General features: G+C 72.5%; 16 protein-coding genes. 9 read left to right on the top strand and 7 right to left on the bottom strand.

The annotated features are described in order from the left end of the window. Window positions 1-4: 4 nt before the first annotated feature. Complete coding sequence (locus KK087_RS07315) at window positions 5-445, bottom strand: metallopeptidase family protein (RefSeq protein ID WP_214528334.1); 441 nt, start codon at window positions 443-445, stop codon at window positions 5-7. A 59-nt stretch (window positions 446-504) separates the two neighbouring features. Here KK087_RS07315 and KK087_RS07310 point away from each other — a divergent pair, with 59 nt between their 5' ends. Together KK087_RS07310 and ahcY are read left to right on the top strand one after the other, a co-directional pair. Continuing rightward, the gene (locus KK087_RS07310; protein ID WP_214528333.1) at window positions 505-720 is read left to right on the top strand and encodes a DUF3499 family protein; all 216 of its coding nucleotides are present in this window, start codon (window positions 505-507) and stop codon (window positions 718-720) included. A gap of 105 nt (window positions 721-825) precedes the next feature. Then, window positions 826-2304 carry an adenosylhomocysteinase gene (gene ahcY / locus KK087_RS07305; protein ID WP_214564695.1) on the top strand — a complete coding sequence of 493 codons (1479 nt, stop codon included), beginning with the start codon at window positions 826-828 and terminating at the stop codon, window positions 2302-2304. A gap of 113 nt (window positions 2305-2417) precedes the next feature. On the opposite strand, the gene KK087_RS07300 is transcribed toward ahcY, so the two are convergent. After that, on the bottom strand, window positions 2418-3287 hold the full coding sequence (locus KK087_RS07300; protein ID WP_214564694.1) for an RDD family protein: 870 nt from the start codon (window positions 3285-3287) through the stop codon (window positions 2418-2420). A 42-nt stretch (window positions 3288-3329) separates the two neighbouring features. On the opposite strand from KK087_RS07300, the gene KK087_RS07295 reads away from it, so the two are divergent. Beyond that, window positions 3330-4328: a stage II sporulation protein M gene (locus KK087_RS07295; RefSeq protein ID WP_214564693.1), complete on the top strand. Its 999-nt coding sequence runs from the start codon at window positions 3330-3332 to the stop codon at window positions 4326-4328. A 14-nt stretch (window positions 4329-4342) separates the two neighbouring features. Here KK087_RS07295 and KK087_RS07290 read toward each other — a convergent pair whose 3' ends face one another. From KK087_RS07290 to KK087_RS07270, 5 genes are read right to left on the bottom strand one after another with little or no spacing between them, the layout of a single operon-like run. Continuing rightward, the gene (locus KK087_RS07290) at window positions 4343-5695 is read right to left on the bottom strand and encodes a DUF58 domain-containing protein (RefSeq protein WP_214564692.1); all 1353 of its coding nucleotides are present in this window, start codon (window positions 5693-5695) and stop codon (window positions 4343-4345) included. Further along, window positions 5695-6711, bottom strand: coding sequence for an AAA family ATPase (locus tag KK087_RS07285; protein WP_439647644.1), 1017 nt, complete (start codon window positions 6709-6711; stop codon window positions 5695-5697). Before KK087_RS07285 ends, KK087_RS07290 begins: the two co-directional genes overlap by 1 nt. Beyond that, window positions 6708-7931: a DUF4350 domain-containing protein gene (locus tag KK087_RS07280; RefSeq protein ID WP_214564691.1), complete on the bottom strand. Its 1224-nt coding sequence runs from the start codon at window positions 7929-7931 to the stop codon at window positions 6708-6710. The genes KK087_RS07285 and KK087_RS07280 overlap by 4 nt, the downstream gene beginning before the upstream one ends. Beyond that, complete coding sequence (locus KK087_RS07275; RefSeq protein WP_214564690.1) at window positions 7928-8569, bottom strand: DUF4129 domain-containing protein; 642 nt, start codon at window positions 8567-8569, stop codon at window positions 7928-7930. Before KK087_RS07275 ends, KK087_RS07280 begins: the two co-directional genes overlap by 4 nt. Next, a complete protein-coding gene (locus tag KK087_RS07270; RefSeq protein ID WP_214564689.1) occupies window positions 8566-9804 on the bottom strand; it encodes a glycerophosphoryl diester phosphodiesterase membrane domain-containing protein in 1239 nt (412 codons plus the stop codon). Before KK087_RS07270 ends, KK087_RS07275 begins: the two co-directional genes overlap by 4 nt. A gap of 337 nt (window positions 9805-10141) precedes the next feature. Between KK087_RS07270 and mtrA the strand changes: the two genes are divergently transcribed. The 6 genes from mtrA (at window position 10142) to secA (ending at window position 18837) form a co-directional block, all read left to right on the top strand. Continuing rightward, entirely contained in the window at window positions 10142-10816 is a 675-nt protein-coding gene (gene mtrA, locus KK087_RS07265; RefSeq protein ID WP_017888813.1) for an MtrAB system response regulator MtrA, read from the top strand. Between the two features lie 5 nt (window positions 10817-10821). Continuing rightward, window positions 10822-12558, top strand: coding sequence for an MtrAB system histidine kinase MtrB (gene mtrB / locus KK087_RS07260; protein ID WP_214528325.1), 1737 nt, complete (start codon window positions 10822-10824; stop codon window positions 12556-12558). Further along, the gene (locus KK087_RS07255; RefSeq protein WP_214528324.1) at window positions 12558-14240 is read left to right on the top strand and encodes an LpqB family beta-propeller domain-containing protein; all 1683 of its coding nucleotides are present in this window, start codon (window positions 12558-12560) and stop codon (window positions 14238-14240) included. The genes mtrB and KK087_RS07255 overlap by 1 nt, the downstream gene beginning before the upstream one ends. 97 nt (window positions 14241-14337) lie before the next feature. Then, window positions 14338-15000, top strand: a complete 663-nt coding sequence (locus KK087_RS17880; RefSeq protein WP_214564688.1) for a ComF family protein — start codon at window positions 14338-14340, stop codon at window positions 14998-15000. 160 nt (window positions 15001-15160) lie between these two features. Continuing rightward, on the top strand, window positions 15161-15883 hold the full coding sequence (gene hpf, locus KK087_RS07245; RefSeq protein WP_214543582.1) for a ribosome hibernation-promoting factor, HPF/YfiA family: 723 nt from the start codon (window positions 15161-15163) through the stop codon (window positions 15881-15883). A gap of 173 nt (window positions 15884-16056) precedes the next feature. Next, window positions 16057-18837, top strand: coding sequence for a preprotein translocase subunit SecA (gene secA / locus KK087_RS07240; protein WP_214528321.1), 2781 nt, complete (start codon window positions 16057-16059; stop codon window positions 18835-18837). The last annotated feature ends 123 nt before the right edge of the window (window positions 18838-18960 follow it).

Below are 18960 nucleotides of genomic sequence, written 5' to 3'. Positions count from 1 at the left end.
CGGCTCACCAGTGCCGGTAGCGGTCGGGCGCCAGGTCCCAGGGGTCCTTGCCGATCAGCTCGCCGACAGCGCGGAACACCGCGGTCTCGATGATGATGCGGCGGTCCGAGTCGTCCTTCTCGGGGCTGCGGTTCACGCGTTCGACGGGGATCCGGAAGACGGTCACGCGACGGGCGTCACGGTCGATGCGCCACCGGGGCATCTCGTCCGGCACGGTGGTGTCGCTCGGCATGTCCGCCACCTGGAAGACCACGCCGGCGAGCTCGTCCGGCCAGAGGCCGAGCAGGTAGTGCGCACTGTCGCCGACGGTGCGGTCGAAGGCCTCTGCTCGCGTGGTGATCGGTGCGAGCTCGGGTCCGGTGACACTCGAACGTCCGCCCCGGCCGTGCCGCGAGCGGCCCCGACCGCGATCGACCGGGGTGACGAGGCGAGGCTTCCGACGCATCCCCACATCGTACGCGGGGACGGGTGCGCGCCGGACGCTCCGCTAGGCTCCCTGACGAGATGGACGTACGGATCTGCAGCAAGGTGGCGTGTGCCAACAGCGCTTCGTCGACCCTGACGTACGACTACGCCGACTCGATGGTCGTGATCGGCCCGCTCTCGACCCGGGTCGAGCCGCACGGGTACGACCTCTGCGCGCGGCACGCGGCGTCCCTGCGTGTGCCGGGCGGCTGGCGGGTGGTGCGGCGCGAGCCGCTGCCCCGCGACGCGGACTGACGGGTCGCGTCCGCGACGCACCCGCGGCGGTCGGACGGGAGGCCCGGGGAACGTGACCGACGTCGGCTCGTGATCCGCGCCTCCCGGCATGGAAGACTGATGCGCATGCCCACCGAAGCCCAGATCGCAGCTCCGTACCGCGTCGCCGACCTCGCCCTCGCCGAGGCGGGCCGCCACCAGATCCGCCTCGCCGAGAACGAGATGCCGGGCCTGATGGCCCTGCGCGAGGAGTTCGGTGCGTCGCAGCCGCTCGCCGGCGCGCGCATCGCCGGGTCCCTGCACATGACGGTGCAGACCGCCGTGCTCATCGAGACGCTCGTCGCCCTCGGCGCACAGGTGCGCTGGGCGAGCTGCAACATCTTCTCCACGCAGGACGAAGCCGCGGCCGCCGTCGCCGTCGGTCCCACCGGCACCCCGGACGCCCCAGCCGGCGTCCCGGTGTTCGCGTGGAAGGGCGAGACGCTCGAGGAGTACTGGTGGTGCACCAGCCGGATCTTCGACTGGAGCGACGAGGCCGCCGAAGCCGGCGCCGACTGGACCGGGCCGAACCTGATCCTCGACGACGGCGGTGACGCCACCATGCTCGTGCACACCGGGGCCGACGCCGAGGCCGCCGGTGCCGCGCCCGTGCCTGAGGCCGACGCCAGCACCGAGTGGAAGATCGTGCTCGACACCGTCGCGCGGTCGCTCGAGACGTCATCGGACCGCTGGACCCGCATCGCCGCGGACATCCAGGGCGTGACCGAGGAGACCACCACAGGCGTGCACCGCCTGTACGAGCTGTTCCGGAACGGCGAGCTGAGGTTCCCGGCGATCAACGTCAACGACTCGGTCACGAAGTCGAAGTTCGACAACAAGTACGGCATCCGGCACTCGCTGCCCGACGGCCTGAACCGGGCGACCGACGTGCTCATCGGCGGCAAGGTGGCCTTCGTCGTCGGGTACGGCGACGTCGGCAAGGGCGCTGCGGAGGCGCTCCGCGGACAGGGCGCACGCGTCATCGTCAGCGAGGTCGACCCGATCTGCGCGCTGCAGGCGGCGATGGACGGCTACCAGGTCGCCCGCCTGGCGGACGTCGTCGACACCGTCGACATGGTCATCACCTGCACCGGCAACCTCGGCGTCGTGGGCGTCGAGGAGATGCTCGGCCTCAAGCACCTGGCGATCGTGGCGAACGTGGGCCACTTCGACAACGAGATCGACATGGCCGGGCTCGAGGCGCTGCCCGGCGTCGAGAAGGTCGAGATCAAGCCGCAGGTGCACGAGTGGCGGCTGCCGACCGGGCGCTCGATCCTGGTGCTGTCCGAGGGGCGGCTGATGAACCTCGGCAACGCGACCGGACACCCGTCGTTCGTGATGAGCAACTCGTTCACGAACCAGGTGCTCGCGCAGATCGAGCTGCACACCCGGCGCGACGAGTACCCGACCGGCGTGTACGTGCTGCCGAAGCACCTCGACGAGAAGGTCGCGCGACTGCACCTCGACGCCCTCGGGGTGCAGCTCACGTCGCTGCGTCCGGAGCAGGCGGCGTACATCGGCGTCCCCGTCGAGGGCCCCTTCAAGCCGGACCGCTACCGCTACTGAGCGGTTGGTCGCGCAAGACACCGGTGTTCGCGCGTTGAACCCCCGCACGCGAGTGTTCGGAGCGCGAACACCGGTGTTCTGCGAGCAGCCCGCGCCGCGCAGCCCGCGCCGCGTCAGCGCGGGAAGCCCGGCGGGCGCGCGGACGCCGTCGCCCCCGCGGCGCTGAGCAGTTCGGCGCGCGCACCCAGCGCCCGCACGTCCCGCCGACGCCGGAGCACGACGACCCCGGCGAGGAAGACCTCGGGCGGCACCGGCGGCACCGGGTGCGCGAACGCCGACACCTCGGCCGCCAGGGCCTGTGCCGCCGCCGCTCGCAGCTCCGGACGCATCAGCGCAGCCCCGCGGAAGAACGCCCCGAGCCGGTTCTCCAGCCGCTGCGGCAGCGCCGAGACGTCCGCGACACCGGCCCACGCCGTCAGCTCCGGCGGCAGCAGCACCTCGGGGTCGCGCTGCTTCGGCAGCCGCTCGTGCTGCACGATGGTGCCGGCCAGCAGGTCGCCGAGGCGCCGCGGCCGGGTGCCGAACAGGGCGACGAGCAGTGCGACCGAACCGAAGGTCATCCAGAGCTCGAACAGGCCGACGAGTGACCGGGTGAAGGCGTGCCGGAAGCCGATCGCGCCGCCGTCGACCCGGACGACACGGGTTCCGGTGGCGAAGCGTCCGACGCTCCGACCCTTCGTCACGGTCTCGACCGCGGCGGGGACCAGCACCAGCACGACGACGAGCAGCACGATGTTCAGCGCCGCGCCCCAGGCCGGTTCGAGTCCTCTCGGCCAGAGCCGTGAGACCCCGAACACCGCGAGCACGAACAGGACGAGGACGCACAGTCCGTCGAGGAGCGCGGCCGCGAGTCGCAGCACGAGTCCGGCGGGTTGGACGTCGAGCGCGACGCCCTCGCCCACCACGAGTTCGTCGGCGGTCTCGTCGAGTTCGCGCGAGAACCGGGCGTCGGCGAGGTCACGCGGCGTGCGGGGCTTCGGCATGGGATCATTCTGTCGGACATCGCGCGACCTGAGGGGGAACACGTGGACCTGGATGCGTACACCGAGGTGCACCGCGACCGGTGGCGGGAGCTCGACCGTCTGGCGCGTGCCCGGCACGCGTCCGGTGCGGACGTCGACCGGCTCGTCGCCGGCTACCAGGAGGCCGCGACCGACCTCGCCCGCATCCGGGGCGCCGCACCGCGCACCGCGACCGGCGACCGGCTCTCGCTCACGCTGTTCCGCGCCCGCCTGCGCTTCACCGGCACCCCCGTCGACCCGCTGACCGCGGTCGCCCTGTTCTTCACCCGGCAGTTGCCCGCGGCGCTCTACCGGATCCGGTGGGTCACCATCTGGGTCGCGCTCGCCACGGTCACGATCGGCGCGATCGTCGCCGTGTGGATCAGCACCACCCCCGGTGCGACGGCGACGTTCGGCACGCAGGAGGCCCTGCGCCAGTACGCCACGCAGGACTTCGTCGACTACTACTCCGACCGCGGCCTCGGGGCGTTCACCGCGCAGGTCTGGACGAACAACGCGTACATCGCCGCGACGATGGTCGCCTTCGGCATCACCGGCGTCTTCGTGCCGTTCTCCATCATGCAGAACGCCGTCAGCCTCGGGGTCTCCGCGGCGATCATGCACTCCCAGGGACGCCTGGCCGACTTCTTCCTGTACATCTCCCCGCACGGGCAGCTCGAGCTCTACTCGGTGTTCCTCGCCGGCGGTGCGGGCCTCATGATCTTCTGGTCGTGGGTGGCGCCCGGGCCCGGACGCACGCGCGCCCAGGCCCTCGCCGAGGACGGCCGGGCACTCATCACCATCGCGATCGGCCTGACCCTGACCCTGCTGCTGTCGGGCATCGTCGAGGGCGTGGTGACGCGGCAGGACTGGCCGTGGCCGATCAAGATCGGCATCGGCACCCTCGCCCTGGTCGCGGTGCTCGCGTACCAGTGGGTGCTCGGCGGTCGCGCGTACGGGGCGGGCGAGCGCGGCGACCTCGAGGAGTTCGAGCGCGGCTCCACCGCCCTCGTCGCCGGGTAGCGTCCGTGGGGCGTTCAGAGCCGGCCGGTGGCCTTCGCCCGGATGTACGCGTCGGCGACGAGCGGCGGGACCTCCGCCGGCGTGCCCCGGACGACCTCCGCTCCGGAGCGTCGTGCGACGTCGGCCGCGCCGTCCGCGTCGAGCAGGGTGCGTTCCGCGGCGGCCCGTCGGTAGACGTCGCGCTCCGCGCCGGTCGGGAGGCCCGGCACCCGTCCGCCCCGGGCGGTGCGGATCGCGGTGGTCGGGTCCACCCCGCCGCGCGCCATCCGCTGCACGTCCGGGTCCTCGATGCTCGTCACGACGACCGCGTGCCGGCGGGAGAGCCGGGGGAGCACGGCGAGCAGGTCGCCCGAGGCGCCGACGGAGTCGAGGCTCGAGGCGAGCACGACCAGGGCCCGCGACGTCGTGATGGAGTCGACGAGCGCCGGCACCGTCGCCCAGTCGGTCGCGGCGAGCCCCGGTTCGGCCATCGCCAACGCCTCGCCGAAGCGCTGCACGACGTCCGAGCGGGAGGCGCCGTGCACCCGGTCGTGTGCCGTGTCGTCGAGGACCACCAGGTCGACCCGGTCCCCGGCGGCGGCCGCGAGGGCACCGAGGAGCAGCGCCGACTCGATGAAGGAGTCGAGGCGCGGCTCGTCGCCGACCCGACCGGCGCCCGCGCGGCCCGCGTCCACCACCACGACGACCCGCCGGTCGCGTTCCGGTCGCCAGGTGCGGACCACGAGGTCCTGCCGCCGCGCCGTGGCACGCCAGTCGATGGACCGGACGTCGTCGCCGCGGACGTAGTCGCGCAGCGAGTCGAACTCCGTGCCGTGCCCGCGCAGCTGCAGGGTCGTCTCGCCGTCGAGCTCGCGGAGCCGTGCCAGCCGTGACGGCAGGTGCCGACGGGAGCGGAACGGCGGCGTGACGACGAGTTCGCCCGGTGCCGCCACGACGCGCTGTCGTGCGGCGAGCCCGAGGGGACCGAAGGCGCGGACGGCGACCCCGGTGGTGCGGCGCCGACCACGTCGGAACGGCGTGAACCGCATCCGGGCCGTGCGTCGTTCGCCTCCGGGCACCGTCATGCGGATCCGGCGGGGTCGGTGGCCCGCCGAGGGCTCCCACATGTCGCGGACCACACCGCGCACCGTCCGGGACCCGTCGTTGGCGAGCACGAGGGTGCCGTCCGCGGTGCTGTCGCGTCGAGCGAGCCGCGGCATCCGGCGCTCCACGCGGACCCGCCGCAGGTCGGCGGCGAGCAGGACGTCGAGCACCGCGGCGAGCAGCACCACCCCGACCCACGCGACACCGGCCCACCCGCTGCCGAGCAGCACGGTGGGCACGATCGCGACGGCGAGGAGCGCCACGAACCGGCCGGAGACCGCCACTAGATCGGCACCCGCACCTGCTCGAGCACTTGCTGGAGCACGCCGTCGGCGCCGACGCCCTCGAGCTCGGCGTCCGCGGCCACCCGGAGGCGGTGCCGCCAGACCGGCAGGGCCATGGCCTGCACGTGGTCCGGGGTGATCGCGTCGTAGCCGGTGAGCCAGGCCCAGGCCTTGGCCGCGGCCAGCAGGGCGGTCGCACCGCGGGGGCTGACCCCGACACGGACGGACGGCGCCTGGCGGGTGGCTCGGGCGAGGTCGACGATGTACGCGAGCACGTCGTCGCGGGCCCCGACGGCGCGGACGGCACGCTGCGCGCGGACGACCTCGTCGACGCCGACCACCGGCGTGATGCCGGCCGATCGCACGTCACGCGGCACGAACCCGTCGGCGTGGCGTCGGAGCACCTGCCACTCGACGTCGCGCGGCGGGATGTCGAGCGTCAGCTTCATCAGGAACCGGTCGAGCTGCGCCTCGGGCAGCGTGTAGGTGCCCTCGAACTCGATCGGGTTCATCGTCGCGGCGACGAAGAACGGGTCGGGCAGTGCCCGGGCGTCGCCGTCGACGCTCACCTGGCGTTCCTCCATCGCCTCGAGCAGTGCCGACTGCGTCTTCGGGGGCGTGCGGTTGACCTCGTCGGCCAGCAGGACGTTCGTGAAGACGGGCCCCTCGCGGAACGGGAACGTCCCGGTCGAGGCGTCGTAGACGAGCGACCCGGTGACGTCGCCGGGCATCAGGTCGGGCGTGAACTGGATGCGTTTCGTGTCGAGGGTCATCGCGGCGGCGAGGCTGCGGACGAGCAGGGTCTTCGCGACACCGGGGACACCCTCGAGCAGCACGTGGCCCTGCGCGAGGAGTCCGACGATCATGCCGGAGACCGCGCCCTCCTGTCCCACGACGGCCTTGGCGACCTCGGTGCGGACCCGTCCGAACGCGTCGCGCAGGTCGGTGCCGGACGGGTTCGTGTGGTCGGGCTCCGGCGCGGTGTGCTCGGTGGTGGCAGGGGGCAGGTCGGTCACGGTCGTGCTCCTGGTCGGTCGGGGTCAGAGGTGGGTCGGTCGCCCGAGGTCGCGCGACGGACGGCGCGTTCGAGGTCGTCGAGCGCGGTGGCGCCGTCGACGAGGGCGCGGTCGTCGTCGGTGGTCCCGCCGACGAGCACGGAGCCGACGCGGGTGCGCGGGATGCCGGTGGCCTGGGCCGCGGCCCGGACGACCTCGTCGACGTGCGCCGAGCGGGGGAGCCCGAGCATCCTCCCGATGCGACGGACGGCGGCGACGCGCAGCGTGTCCAGCGCATGGGTGCGGTCTCGGGTGCGGGCGTACATCCGGGCGCGGCCCTCGGTGGTCTCGGCAGCGCGGACGACCACGGGCAACCGCTCGACGACGAGCGGACCGAGTCGTCGGCCCCGCCAGACGCCCGCCGCCACGGCGACGAGGGCGAGCAGGACGAGGGCGCTCGGTACCCACGGTGGGGCGAGCTCGCCGAGGGTCGGTGCGGCGTCGGGGGTGCCGACGGCCGGCGTGTACCAGGTCAGTCGCTCGTCGGCGCCGAGCAGGCCGAGGGCGAGCGCGGCGTTCCCGGCGGTGGCGATGGTGTCGTTCCGGAACGCCGAGGTGGTGCCGAGCAGGGTGACGTCGCCGCCCGGGGTGGTGGTGCGCACCAGCCCCCAGACGCGCGAGCCGCCCGTCCCCGTCGGGGCGCACCGCTCGGCGCCGGCGTCCTGCACGGTGTAGCCGGAGCCGCCGGTCGACACCCGGGCCGCGGCGGCCGCCGCCGGGATCGAGCACGCGGCCGTCGAGACCGTCGCGTCGCCGTCGACCGGGACGGCCGGGTCGACGTCGAGCCCGAACGACTCGAGCCCGGCGCCGCTCGTGGCGACGATCACGACGTGCCGGGCCGTGCCGGCGATGCGTTCCGCGACCGCGGGGTCGAGCACGCCGTCCGAGTCGTCGATGAAGACCGTGCCGCCGTCGATGCCGTCGGCGGTGTCCGTGACGGAGACCGCGGTGCCGCGCTGTTCGAGCACCCGCACCAGCGCCGCCGATCCGCTGGCGGTCGTCGAGGTCGGGTCCAGTGCGCGGGGTGCACGGGGGTCGGTGCCCTGCACGACCGCGGTGAGGGCGGCGAGGACGACGCCGACCAGGACGATGACGGTCCAGAACCCGACGCGGAACCGGCGTCCCTCGTGCACGCCGGGGGCCGGGGCAGCGACCGGACTGGTGGCGGTGTCGGTCGTCATGCCGGCACCACCTGGCCGTCGGGACGTGCGGGGCGCGCCTCCCGGACGGCGCGCTCGGTGTCGAGCACGCGGCGGGCAGCGGCCTCGTCGGCGTCGGCGCCGAGGTACCGGACCGCGTCGAAGGTCGTGGCCGCGTCGTGGAGGGCCTCGGCCGACGCCGGGAACGGCACGGCACCGCGCGCCGCGATCGTGCGGGCGGTGGCACCGGGCACGTCCGGCACCAGGTCGCGCTCGCCGAGCCCCCGGGCGACCGCGCGGAACCCGTCGAGCACCGCTGCCGTCCAGTCGGCGCGTCGGACGGCGGCCTGGGCCGCCTCGAGGAGCGCACGGGCGGAACGCAGGTCGTCGGCGTCGAAGACCCCGCCGGTGTCGCCGTCACCGGTCCGGGCGCGGCGACGGGGGAGTCCGCGCGCGACGACGACGAGCACGACGACCGCGACGAGCACGACGATCGCGATCACCAGGGCGGTGCGGGCGGCGGCGGGGGAGTCGAGGCCGTCGGCGCGGAGCGACCCGAGCCAGTCGAGGAACGAGCGGGAGGCGCGGTCCCACCACGTCGCCTGTGCGCCGTCGTAGGCGGACCGGTCGAGTTCGCGTTCGAGCAGGCGGCGCGCCTCGTCCGGGTCGACCGTCGTCACGCGGTGCCGTCCGGCGGCGTCTGCCCCGGACCCTGCTGCCAGGAAGGCTGCTGCGGCTGCGGCTGCGGCTGCTGTTGCTGCTGCTGCGTGGGCTGCCAGGGCTGCTGCTGGCCGGGCTGCTGCTGCCCCGGCCACTGCTGCTGACCGGGCCACTGCTGCTGCCCCGGCCACGGCTGCTGTGCCTGCCACTGCTGACCACCCCACTGCTGCTGCGGCGGCCACGGCCCACGGGCGACCGGCTCGGACGGGGCGAACGGGTCGGTCGGCTGCCCCGAGTCGAGGTGCGAAGCGATCCGCTGGTCGAGGGCCTCGGTCCGGATCCGCCGGTCGATGGCGAGGAACGTGGTGATCGACGCGCTCAGGACGTCGGTGATGCACTGCACCGCGATCGCGAGGAGGCTCCCGATCGCGATCGCGATGACCGCGCCGGCACCGGCGCCGGAGGGGGCGTCCGTCTGCCCGAGCGGGTCGAACGTGCCACCGATGAGCACGGCGCCGATGGTGAGCGGGATCGACGCGATGGACGCCGCGAACCCGAACATGAGCTGCACGAGCAGCAGGATCCCGAAGGTCCGCCAGAAGGCCCCGCGGGTCAGGCGCCACGACTGGGCTGCAGCGGCGAAGACCGACCGGCCCTCGAGCGCGATCGTCGGGACGGTGAGCACGAAGCGGGTCCCGAGCCACACGACGACCACGAGGAGTCCGAGCACGAACAGGACGAGCGCCAGCACGAACCACCCGGTGCCGGAGTCGGCGGCACCCATCGCCGCGAACACCCCGAAGAACACGAGCCCCGCGACGATCGCGATGACGACGCCGGCACCGACCTGCACGAGCATCCACGCGACGACGGACCACCGGCGACCGGCGAGCAGCGCCCACAACCCGCGGAACGTGGCGCGGCGTCCGAGCACCCGCTGCCCGGTGTCCGCGGCGACCGGGGCCACGAGGAACCCGCGACCGAGGTAGGCGAGGAACGGCAGCACGACCGAGATCAGCGCCGTGAGCGTCAGCGTGCCCGCGAGCACCGAGTCGGCACCGTTGCCGCCGTCGAGGGCCGAGAACATGCGCGACTGCAGTGCCTGCTGCCCCAGGGTGCTGGCGAGCGTCGAGAGCAGGCCGAGCACACCGCTCAGCAGCACGCTCCAGAGGAGGAGCACCCGTGCGTTCCGGCGGAAGACCGTGAACGCTCCGGCCAGGACGTCACCGAGGCCCAGCGGGCGCAGCGGGATCACCGGACGCGAGCCGCCGGACGGACTACCCGGTCGACCCGGACCGGGACCCGGCCCCGGGGCGGGCGGCGGCTGCACGGAGAAGCGGGGCGGGCCTCCAGGCTGGGGTCCCGCTCCCTGCGCCGGTCCGGACGCGGGCGGCGTCTGCCCACCCTGCTGTCCACCACCCGGTGTGTGCCAATCGGACATGACTCCAGCCCCCTCGTCGTGTCGGACCGCGCCAGCGGTGCGCGGTCCACCCCCATCCTGGCGGAAAACCCGGCGCGGCGGGGCCTCGGCTATCGTGTGGGGACACGTGCCGACCACGGCATCCACGCACGCCACCCGGAGTCCAGATCACATGACACCGCGCATCCTCGTCGTCGACGACGACCAGGCCCTCTCCGAGATGATCGGCATCGTGCTGCGCTCCGAGGGGTACGAACCGGAGTTCAGCGCCGACGGCAACGACGCCGTCGACGCGTTCCACGCCACGAAGCCGGACCTCGTCCTGCTCGACGTCATGCTGCCCGGCATCGACGGCATCGAGGTGTGCAAGCGCATCCGTGCCGAGAGCGGCACGCCCATCATCATGCTCACCGCGAAGAGCGACACCGCGGACGTGGTCCTCGGGCTCGAGAACGGCGCCGACGACTACGTCGTGAAGCCCTTCAACCCGAAGGAGCTCGTCGCGCGCATCCGCACCCGCCTGCGGCCGAGCGCGTCCGACGCGACCGTCCTGCACGTCGGCGACGTCACGGTCGACGTCGCCGGGCACGAGGTCCGCCGCGGCGACACCGTGATCGCGCTCACCCCGCTCGAGTTCGACCTGCTCCGGGCGCTCGCCGAGAAGCCGAACCAGGTGTTCACCCGCGAGATGCTGCTCGAACAGGTCTGGGGCTACCACTACAAGGCCGACACCCGTCTGGTGAACGTCCACGTGCAGCGTCTCCGCGCGAAGATCGAGCACGACCCGGACAACCCGAAGACCGTCACGACGGTCCGCGGCGTCGGGTACCGCGCCGGAGGAGCCTGAGCACCGTGCCGCCGCCCTCGACGCGTCCGTCGCGCCCGTCGCGCGGTGCGAGCGGCACCGGCAGCAGCGGAGCCGGCGGCGGTGCCACCGTCTCCATCGGCGTGGTCGGCCGCGGCCGTCGCCGGATGCGGCGCTGGCTCCGACGGGGTTGGCGTCCGATCGCGTTCCTGTGGCGGCGCTCGCTCATGTTCCGCTCGGTGGCCATCACCGTGATGACGACCGGGCTCGCGGTCGCCATCATCGGCACCGCCGTCATGGTGAGCATCTCGACCAACGTCTACTCGCAGCGGCGCGACCAGATCGAGTCGGAGTCGGCGCGGGCCACCATCGTCGCGCAGGGCATCTTCGACGCCGCGACCGCGGCCGAGGACAACAACCAGTCCGAGCTCGAGACCCTGCAGAACGAGGCACAGCAGGCGATCCTGTCGAACACGACGAGCCCCGGCGGCACGAGCATCGCGATCGAGCGGAGCCCGGACCAGTCCACCCCGCAGACGCTGCAGACCATCGCCAGCCAGGACTTCCCGGACGCGGTGATCACCGACGCCCTCCGGCGGGAGGTCGCGCAGAACACCGGCCGGCTCAGCCTGCAGCCCGTCGAGCTCGACGACGACGGCCGCCGCGTGCCCGGGCTCGCGGTCGGGTCGACCCTGCAGATCCCGAGCGCCGGCCAGTACGAGCTCTACCTGGTCTACGACCTCTCCGACGCGCAGCAGACCCTCGACTTCGTGTCCCAGACCCTGTCCATCGGCGGTGTGGCGCTCATGGTGCTCATCGCCCTGGTCACCTCGCTCGTCGTCCGGCTCGTGGTCGTGCCGATCCGCGGCGCCGCCGAGACGAGCCGGAAGATCGCCGCGGGGCGTCTCGACGAACGCATCCCGGTGCGCGGTCAGGACGACCTGGCCACCCTCGCGCGGAGCTTCAACGGGATGGCCGAGGCGGTCAGCCGTCAGATCACCCAGCTCGCCGAGCTCTCCCGCGTGCAGCAGCGGTTCGTCTCCGACGTGTCGCACGAGCTCCGCACCCCGCTCACCACCATCCGGCTCGCCGGTGACATGCTCTACGACTCCCGGCACGCGTTCGAACCGTCGGTCGGCCGGTCCGCCGAGCTCCTGCACACCCAGGTGGAGCGCTTCGAGCTGCTCCTCGCCGATCTGCTCGAGATCTCCCGGTACGACGCCCAGGCGGTCCAGCTCGACACCGAGCCCGTGGTGCCGGCGTCGCTCGCCGCGGACATCGTCGACGAGTTCCGGCCGCTCGCCGAACGCGCCGGCATCGAGCTACAGCTCGCGACGCCCGGCGGCCACACCACGATGCGCCTCGACGCCAAGCGCGTCCGTCGCATCCTCCGCAACCTCGTCGGCAACGCCATCGAGCACGGCGACGCGAAGCCCGTGCAGGTGGTGGTCGACAGCGACGCCCGCACCGTCGCCGTCGCCGTGCGCGACCAGGGCGTCGGGATGCCGCCGGAGGACGCCGCACGGGTGTTCGACCGCTTCTGGCGAGCCGACCCGAGCCGCAAGCGCACCATCGGCGGGACCGGGCTCGGGCTCGCGATCAGCCTCGGCGACGCAAAGCTGCACGGCGGTCGGATCGACGTCTGGTCCCGACCGGGCGAGGGGTCCACGTTCGTGCTCACCCTGCCCCGCAACGAGCAGGGCACCACCGCCACCTCGGCCATCCCGCTGCCCGAGCTCGACGAGTCGTACGACGGCCCCCGAGCCGTGCGAGAGGAGTCCTGATGCGCCACCGGATCCGCCACGTCCTCGCCGTCGCGCTCGCCGCGGTGAGCCTGCTCGCGGTCAGCGCCTGCGCCGCCATCCCGACCGACGGCGCCGTGCGCACCGGGCAGACGATCAAGGACGAGTCGCTCTCCGGCGTCGACTTCCGGCCGGACAAGCCGATCACCGGGTCCGACCAGACCGCGATCCTCCGCGGGTTCATCGCCGCCGCCACCGGTGCGCAGGACAACTACGCGATCGCCCGGCAGTTCCTGGCCGCCGACTTCGCGCAGCGGTGGAACCCGCGTCAGGGCGTCACGATCCGCGACGGCAGCGGCACCGTCGAGCGCGCCGACGACCGCGAACTCACGTACACGATGACGGCCAGTGCGACCGTCGACTCCGAGGGGGAGTACACCCAGGCCGTCCGGCCGACCTCGTCGACCCTGACGTTCCAGTTCGTCCGCGAGGACGGGGAGTGGCGCATCGCGTACGCCCCGGACGGCATCATCCTGTCGCCGGTCGGCTTCGAGTCGGTGTTCCAGCCGCACGCGCTCTACTTCTACGACCCGACGTACCGCTTCCTCGTGCCCGACCAGCGCTGGTTCCTCGCCCGGTCCTCCACGAGCACCCGCATCGCGAGTGCCCTGCTGGCCGGTCCGGCGGACTGGCTGAAGGGTGCCGTCGTCTCGTCGTTCCCGGAGGGCACCCAGCTGTCCCTCAACGCCGTGACCATCGACAGCGGGACCGCCCTCGTCGACCTGTCGAGCGACGCCCTCCGCGCGAGCACCGTCGACAAGGTCCGGATGCGCGAACAGCTCAGCAAGTCGCTCGCCTCGGTCGCCACCATCTCGTCCGTCTCGATGACCATCGAGGGCGCCACCCTGTCCGTCCCGGACTCCGGTGGCGCCGACGCGCAGCAGAACCCGGACGTCGACCCCCGGCCCCTGGTCGAGGAGGACGGCGTCGTCGGCTACGCGGCATCGGGCACCGGCAAGGTCGCCGAACTCGGCAGCGGCGTCGGTGCCGCGATCGCCCGCCTCGACCCGACCTCGATCGCGCTGTCGGCGTCCGGCACCACCGCCGCCGTCGGCAACCGCGACGGCGCCGTCGTCGTGCGCGGCAAGGACCGCCTGCGGGTCGACGCTCGCGAGGACCTCGTCGCCCCCGTCGTCGACGACCTCGGCTTCGTCTGGGTGGGACAGCAGTCCGACACCCGCCGCATCACCGCGTACGGCCTCGGAGGCGACCCCCACCAGGTCCGCACCACCCTGCCGCGCGGCGACCTCGTGTCGTTCCAGGTGTCCCGGGACTCCACCCGCGCACTCGCCCTCATCGAGACCTCCGACGGTCCGGGGCTGTACGTGATGGCGATCATCCGCGGCTCCGACCGGTCACCGAGCTCGTTCGGCGCCCCCGTCCGCGTCCAGGCGGCGAGCGGCACGGCCGTCGGCGCCGCGTGGGTGAACGACACCGACGTCGCCTCGGTCGGGCAGACCAGCACCGGGCCGAACATCGTGCGCACGACCATCGGCGGCAAGTCGAGCACCCTGCCGAAGCCCGACGGCCGCGCGACCGCCATCAGCGGCGGCAGTGGCGGCGCACTGCTCCTCCGGATGTCGAGCGGCGACGTCCTGCAGTCCACGGGGGGTGGCTGGGACACGACGGGCGTCAGCGCCGACGTGCTCGGCGTCCAGCGCTGACGGCACGGTCCTCAACAGCCCGCCCGGCCTGGAGGCCCGTCCACCGCCCGGCGGACCGGCCCACCGCCGTCGTCCGGTCGCCACCAGACTCGTGGCCGTGCCCCCTGACGACGCCCCGACCCCCTGGCGCGACGCCCTGCTCGCCGTGCTCGGCCTGTTCCTGCCGGTCGCGTGCCTGGGCTGCGGCCAGCCGGACCGCGCGCTCTGCCCGCCGTGTCGAGCCGCACTCGCCGCGCGGCCCCGACGGGTCCGACTCGTCGCCGGCGTCCGGCTCGACGCGGCCTTCGAGTACGAGGGGCTGGTCCGCACCCTGGTCCTCGAACTGAAGCTCCGGGGCCGCGTGGACGTCGCCCGTCCGCTCGGTGCCCGGTTCGGTGCCCTCGTCCGCAGCGCGCTCGCCGAGGCCCCGGACGGCGCCGTGGTGCTCCGGATCCCGCCGTCGCGGACGGGTGCCCACCGACGCGGCTTCGACCCGGTGGTGCTGCTGCTCGCCCGGGGCGGGGTCCGGAACACCCGCCGGCTCGTCCGCACCCCGGCCGGACGCCGGCGATCCGGACCGGGGCAGAAGGAGCGGTCAGCGGTGGAACGCGTCGCCGCGACCGTCGGGACCCTGCGTGCGACCGGCGTCGACGGCCGCGTCGTCGTGCTCGTCGACGACGTCGTCACCACGGGCGTCACGATGGCCGAGGGCGTCCGTGCGGTGCGGGCCGCCGGCGGCCGGGTCGTGCGCTGTGTCGCCGTCGCGAGCGTCGACGACTGAACGTCTCCGTGAACACCCGGTGTCCTCTGTGCGTCCGGTGAGTGTCCGGCGGACTCGCCGCCCGCCCGTGACGCCGACAGGGTGCCGGGTCTAGCCTCACGACAAGGCGTTCGGGTCGCCGGACGGAGGCGACGCGCCGACACTGGATGGGAGCCGCCACATGGACGTGACGATCACGGGCCGGAACGTCGGGGTCACCGACCGATTCCGCACCTACGTCGAACAGAAGTCCGAGAAGATCGACGTGCTCGCCGACCGCGCCCTCGCGTTCGAGGTGCGCATCAGCCGCCACCACGAGAAGTCGAGCGGCAGCCAGGGCGAGGACCGCGTGGAGCTCACACTGATCGGGCCGGGGCCGCTCGTGCGGGCCGAGTCTGCGGCGTCCGACAAGTACGCCGCCTTCGACCTCGCCTTCGCGCGGATCATGGAGCGCCTCCGTCGGGCGCGTGACCGCCGCAAGGTGCACCACGGCCGGCACCGCCCCACCTCCGTCGCCGAGGCCGCAGGCAGCGCCTTCGACGGCATGGGAGTCGTCCCCGCCGACGGCAAGCTCATCGAGGACGTCGCGACCGGGGCCGTCCCGGTCGTCGACGAGCAGGGCACCGAGGAAGAGGACGAGGTCTACAGCCCCGTCGTCATCCGGCACAAGGTCTTCGAGGCCGCACCGATGACGGTGGACGACGCCCTGTACTACATGGAGCTCGTCGGGCACGACTTCTACCTGTTCGTCGACGCCGAGACCCGTCGTCCGAGCGTCGTGTACCGGCGCAAGGGCTGGGACTACGGCGTGATCGGCATCGACGAGGTGTCCGGCGCCCAGGCGCAGGCCTCCGCGCAGGCAGACGCCGACGCCGAGGCCGAGCGGGCCGCTGCCATCGCCTGATCCCCTCCACGCGGAACGCAGGTTCCGCACCGTGTGCGCGGTCCGTTCGCGGGCCGCGCACACCCGTGTCCGCCACGGCTGCGCCGCTCACAGCGCCGTGCGTTCGCGGGTTGCTAGCATGACTGGTCGATCGGGCGCGCAGGTCGCGCGCGACGACCTCGTAAGGAGTTCACGTGGCAAACGTGCTGGAGAAGGTCCTCCGCATCGGCGAAGGACGAACCCTCCGTCGGCTGAAGGCGTACGCCTCGGCGATCAACGACCTCGAGGACGACTTCTCGAGCCTCACCGACGAGGAACTCCACGACGAGACGAAGGAGCTGCGCGAGCGGTACGCCAACGGCGAGACCCTCGACGACCTCCTGCCCGAGGCGTTCGCCGCCGTGCGGGAAGCCGCGAAGCGCACCCTCGGCATGCGGCACTTCGACGTGCAGCTCATGGGCGGCGCGGCCCTGCACCTCGGCAACATCGCCGAGATGAAGACCGGTGAGGGCAAGACCCTCGTCGCGACGACCGCCGCCTACCTCAACGCGATCCCGTCGCGCGGTGTGCACGTGATCACGGTCAACGACTACCTGGCCTCGTACCAGTCGGAGATCATGGGCCGCGTCTTCCGCGCGCTCGGCATGACCACCGGCTGCATCATCGCGAACCAGACCCCGGCCGAGCGCCGCGAGCAGTACGCCGCGGACATCACGTACGGCACGAACAACGAGTTCGGCTTCGACTACCTGCGCGACAACATGGCGTGGCAGGCGTCCGACATGGTCCAGCGCGGCCACTTCTTCGCCGTCGTGGACGAGGTCGACTCGATCCTCATCGACGAGGCACGGACGCCGCTCATCATCTCCGGGCCGTCCTCCGGCGAGGCGAACCGCTGGTTCACCGAGTTCGCCTCGATAGCCAAGCGCCTCACCCCGGGTGAGGACTACGAGGTCGACGAGAAGAAGCGCACCGTCGGCGTCCTCGAGCCCGGCATCGAGAAGGTCGAGGACTACCTCGGCATCGACAACCTGTACGAGTCGGCGAACACCCCGCTCATCTCGTTCCTGAACAACTCGATCAAGGCCGTCGCCCTGTTCAAGAAGGACAAGGACTACGTCGTGATGAACGGCGAGGTGCTCATCGTCGACGAGCACACCGGCCGCATCCTGATGGGCCGCCGCTACAACGAGGGCATCCACCAGGCGATCGAGGCGAAGGAAGGCGTCGAGGTCAAGGCCGAGAACCAGACCCTCGCCACGGTCACGCTGCAGAACTACTTCCGCCTGTACCAGAAGCTCTCCGGCATGACCGGTACCGCCGAGACCGAGGCGGCCGAGTTCATGTCGACCTACAAGCTCGGCGTCGTCCCGATCCCGACGAACAAGCCGATGCAGCGCATCGACCAGACCGACCTCGTCTACAAGAACGAGAAGGCGAAGTTCGAGCAGGTGGCCGAGGACATCGCGGAGCGCCACGAGAAGGGCCAGCCCGTCCTCGTCGGCACCACGAGCGTCGAGAAGTCCGAGTACCTGTCGAAGCTCCTCGCGAAGCAGGGCGTCAAGCACGAGGTCCTCAACGCGAAGAACCACGCGCGTGAAGCCGCGATCGTCGCCCAGGCCGGTCGCTTCGGCGCGGTGACCGTCGCGACGAACATGGCCGGTCGTGGTACCGACATCATGCTCGGTGGCAACGCGGAGTTCCTCGCCGTGCAGGAGATGCATGCGAAGGGCCTCTCGCCGACCGAGACCCCCGACGAGTACGAGGCGGCGTGGGACGACGTGTTCGCCCGCGTCAAGGCCGAGGTCGAGGAAGAGGGCGACAAGGTCCGTGCCGTCGGCGGCCTGTACGTGCTCGGCACCGAGCGCCACGAGTCGCGCCGCATCGACAACCAGCTGCGTGGTCGTTCCGGCCGCCAGGGTGACCCGGGCGAGAGCCGCTTCTACCTGTCGCTGACCGACGACCTCATGCGCCTGTTCAACTCCGGTGCCGCCGAGAGCCTGATGGGCCGCTCGAACGTGCCGGACGACCTGGCGATCGAGAACAAGCTCGTCGGCCGTGCGATCCGTTCCGCCCAGGCGCAGGTCGAGGGCCGCAACGCGGAGATCCGCAAGAACGTCCTGAAGTACGACGACGTCCTGAACCGCCAGCGCGAGGCGATCTACAGCGACCGCCGCCACATCCTCGAGGGCGACGACCTGCACGACCGCGCGCAGTCGTTCCTGAAGGCAGTGATCGACGACGTCATCGACACCCACACCGGCGAAGGTTCCCCGGACGACTGGGACCTCGACGCCATGTGGACCGAGCTCGGCACGCTCTACCCGATCTCGATCTCCATCGACGAGGTCATCACCGAGGCCGGCTCGAAGGGCAAGGCGTCGCGTGACTTCCTGGCCCGCGAGATCCTCTCGGACGCCAAGCTGGCGTACCAGCAGCGCGAGGAGCTCCTCGGCGACGAGGCGATGCGTGAGCTCGAGCGTCGTGTGGTGCTCTCGGTGATCGACCGCCGCTGGCGCGACCACCTGTACGAGATGGACTACCTGAAGGACGGCATCGGCCTCCGCGCGATGGCGCAGCGTGACCCGCTGGTCGAGTACCAGCGCGAGGGCTACGCCCTGTTCCAGACGATGATGGGGCAGATCCGCGAAGAGTCCGTGGGCTACCTGTTCAACCTCGAGGTGCAGGTGCAGTCGGACGGCGAGAACGCGGTCATCGAGGCCAAGGGCCTCGGCGAGGACGAGGTCTCCGGCCTCGAGTACTCGGCGCCGTCGATCGACGGCGAGGTCGAGGTCCGCGACGAGAAGGGTCGTCTCGAGCAGGCGGCGACCGCCCGTGCGCAGCGCGCCCAGGCCGAGGCCGAAGCCGCCGCCGAGCCCGAGCAGGGTTCCGCCTTCGGCAACGCGGCCACCGCATCCGGCCAGGCCGCGGCGAGCAACCGGGCCGAGCGTCGACAGGCCGCCAAGAAGAACTAGCGTCCGCGCGCGAGCGCACCGTGAGCAGGAATGGTCGGGTCCCACGTCGGGACCCGACCGTTCCTGCTCACCAAGCGTGACCGCCGACGGACGGGAGGCCCGTGGCGGCGCCGCCACGGGCCT

This window comes from Curtobacterium aurantiacum, from assembly GCF_018598555.1.
Classification (GTDB): Bacteria; Actinomycetota; Actinomycetes; order Actinomycetales; family Microbacteriaceae; genus Curtobacterium; species Curtobacterium aurantiacum.
This window is presented reverse-complemented; position numbering and strand designations above follow the sequence as displayed.

Excerpts from the sequence above, each read along its gene's own strand:
- KK087_RS07315 (WP_214528334.1), bottom strand. The coding sequence starts at position 445 with ATGCGTCGGAAGCCTCGCCTCGTCACCCCGGTCGATCGCGGTCGGGGC.
- KK087_RS07310 (WP_214528333.1), top strand. The coding sequence starts at position 505 with ATGGACGTACGGATCTGCAGCAAGGTGGCGTGTGCCAACAGCGCTTCG.
- ahcY (WP_214564695.1), top strand. The coding sequence starts at position 826 with ATGCCCACCGAAGCCCAGATCGCAGCTCCGTACCGCGTCGCCGACCTC.
- KK087_RS07300 (WP_214564694.1), bottom strand. The coding sequence starts at position 3,287 with ATGCCGAAGCCCCGCACGCCGCGTGACCTCGCCGACGCCCGGTTCTCG.
- KK087_RS07280 (WP_214564691.1), bottom strand. The coding sequence starts at position 7,931 with ATGACGACCGACACCGCCACCAGTCCGGTCGCTGCCCCGGCCCCCGGC.
- mtrA (WP_017888813.1), top strand. The coding sequence starts at position 10,142 with ATGACACCGCGCATCCTCGTCGTCGACGACGACCAGGCCCTCTCCGAG.
- KK087_RS07255 (WP_214528324.1), top strand. The coding sequence starts at position 12,558 with ATGCGCCACCGGATCCGCCACGTCCTCGCCGTCGCGCTCGCCGCGGTG.
- hpf (WP_214543582.1), top strand. The coding sequence starts at position 15,161 with ATGGACGTGACGATCACGGGCCGGAACGTCGGGGTCACCGACCGATTC.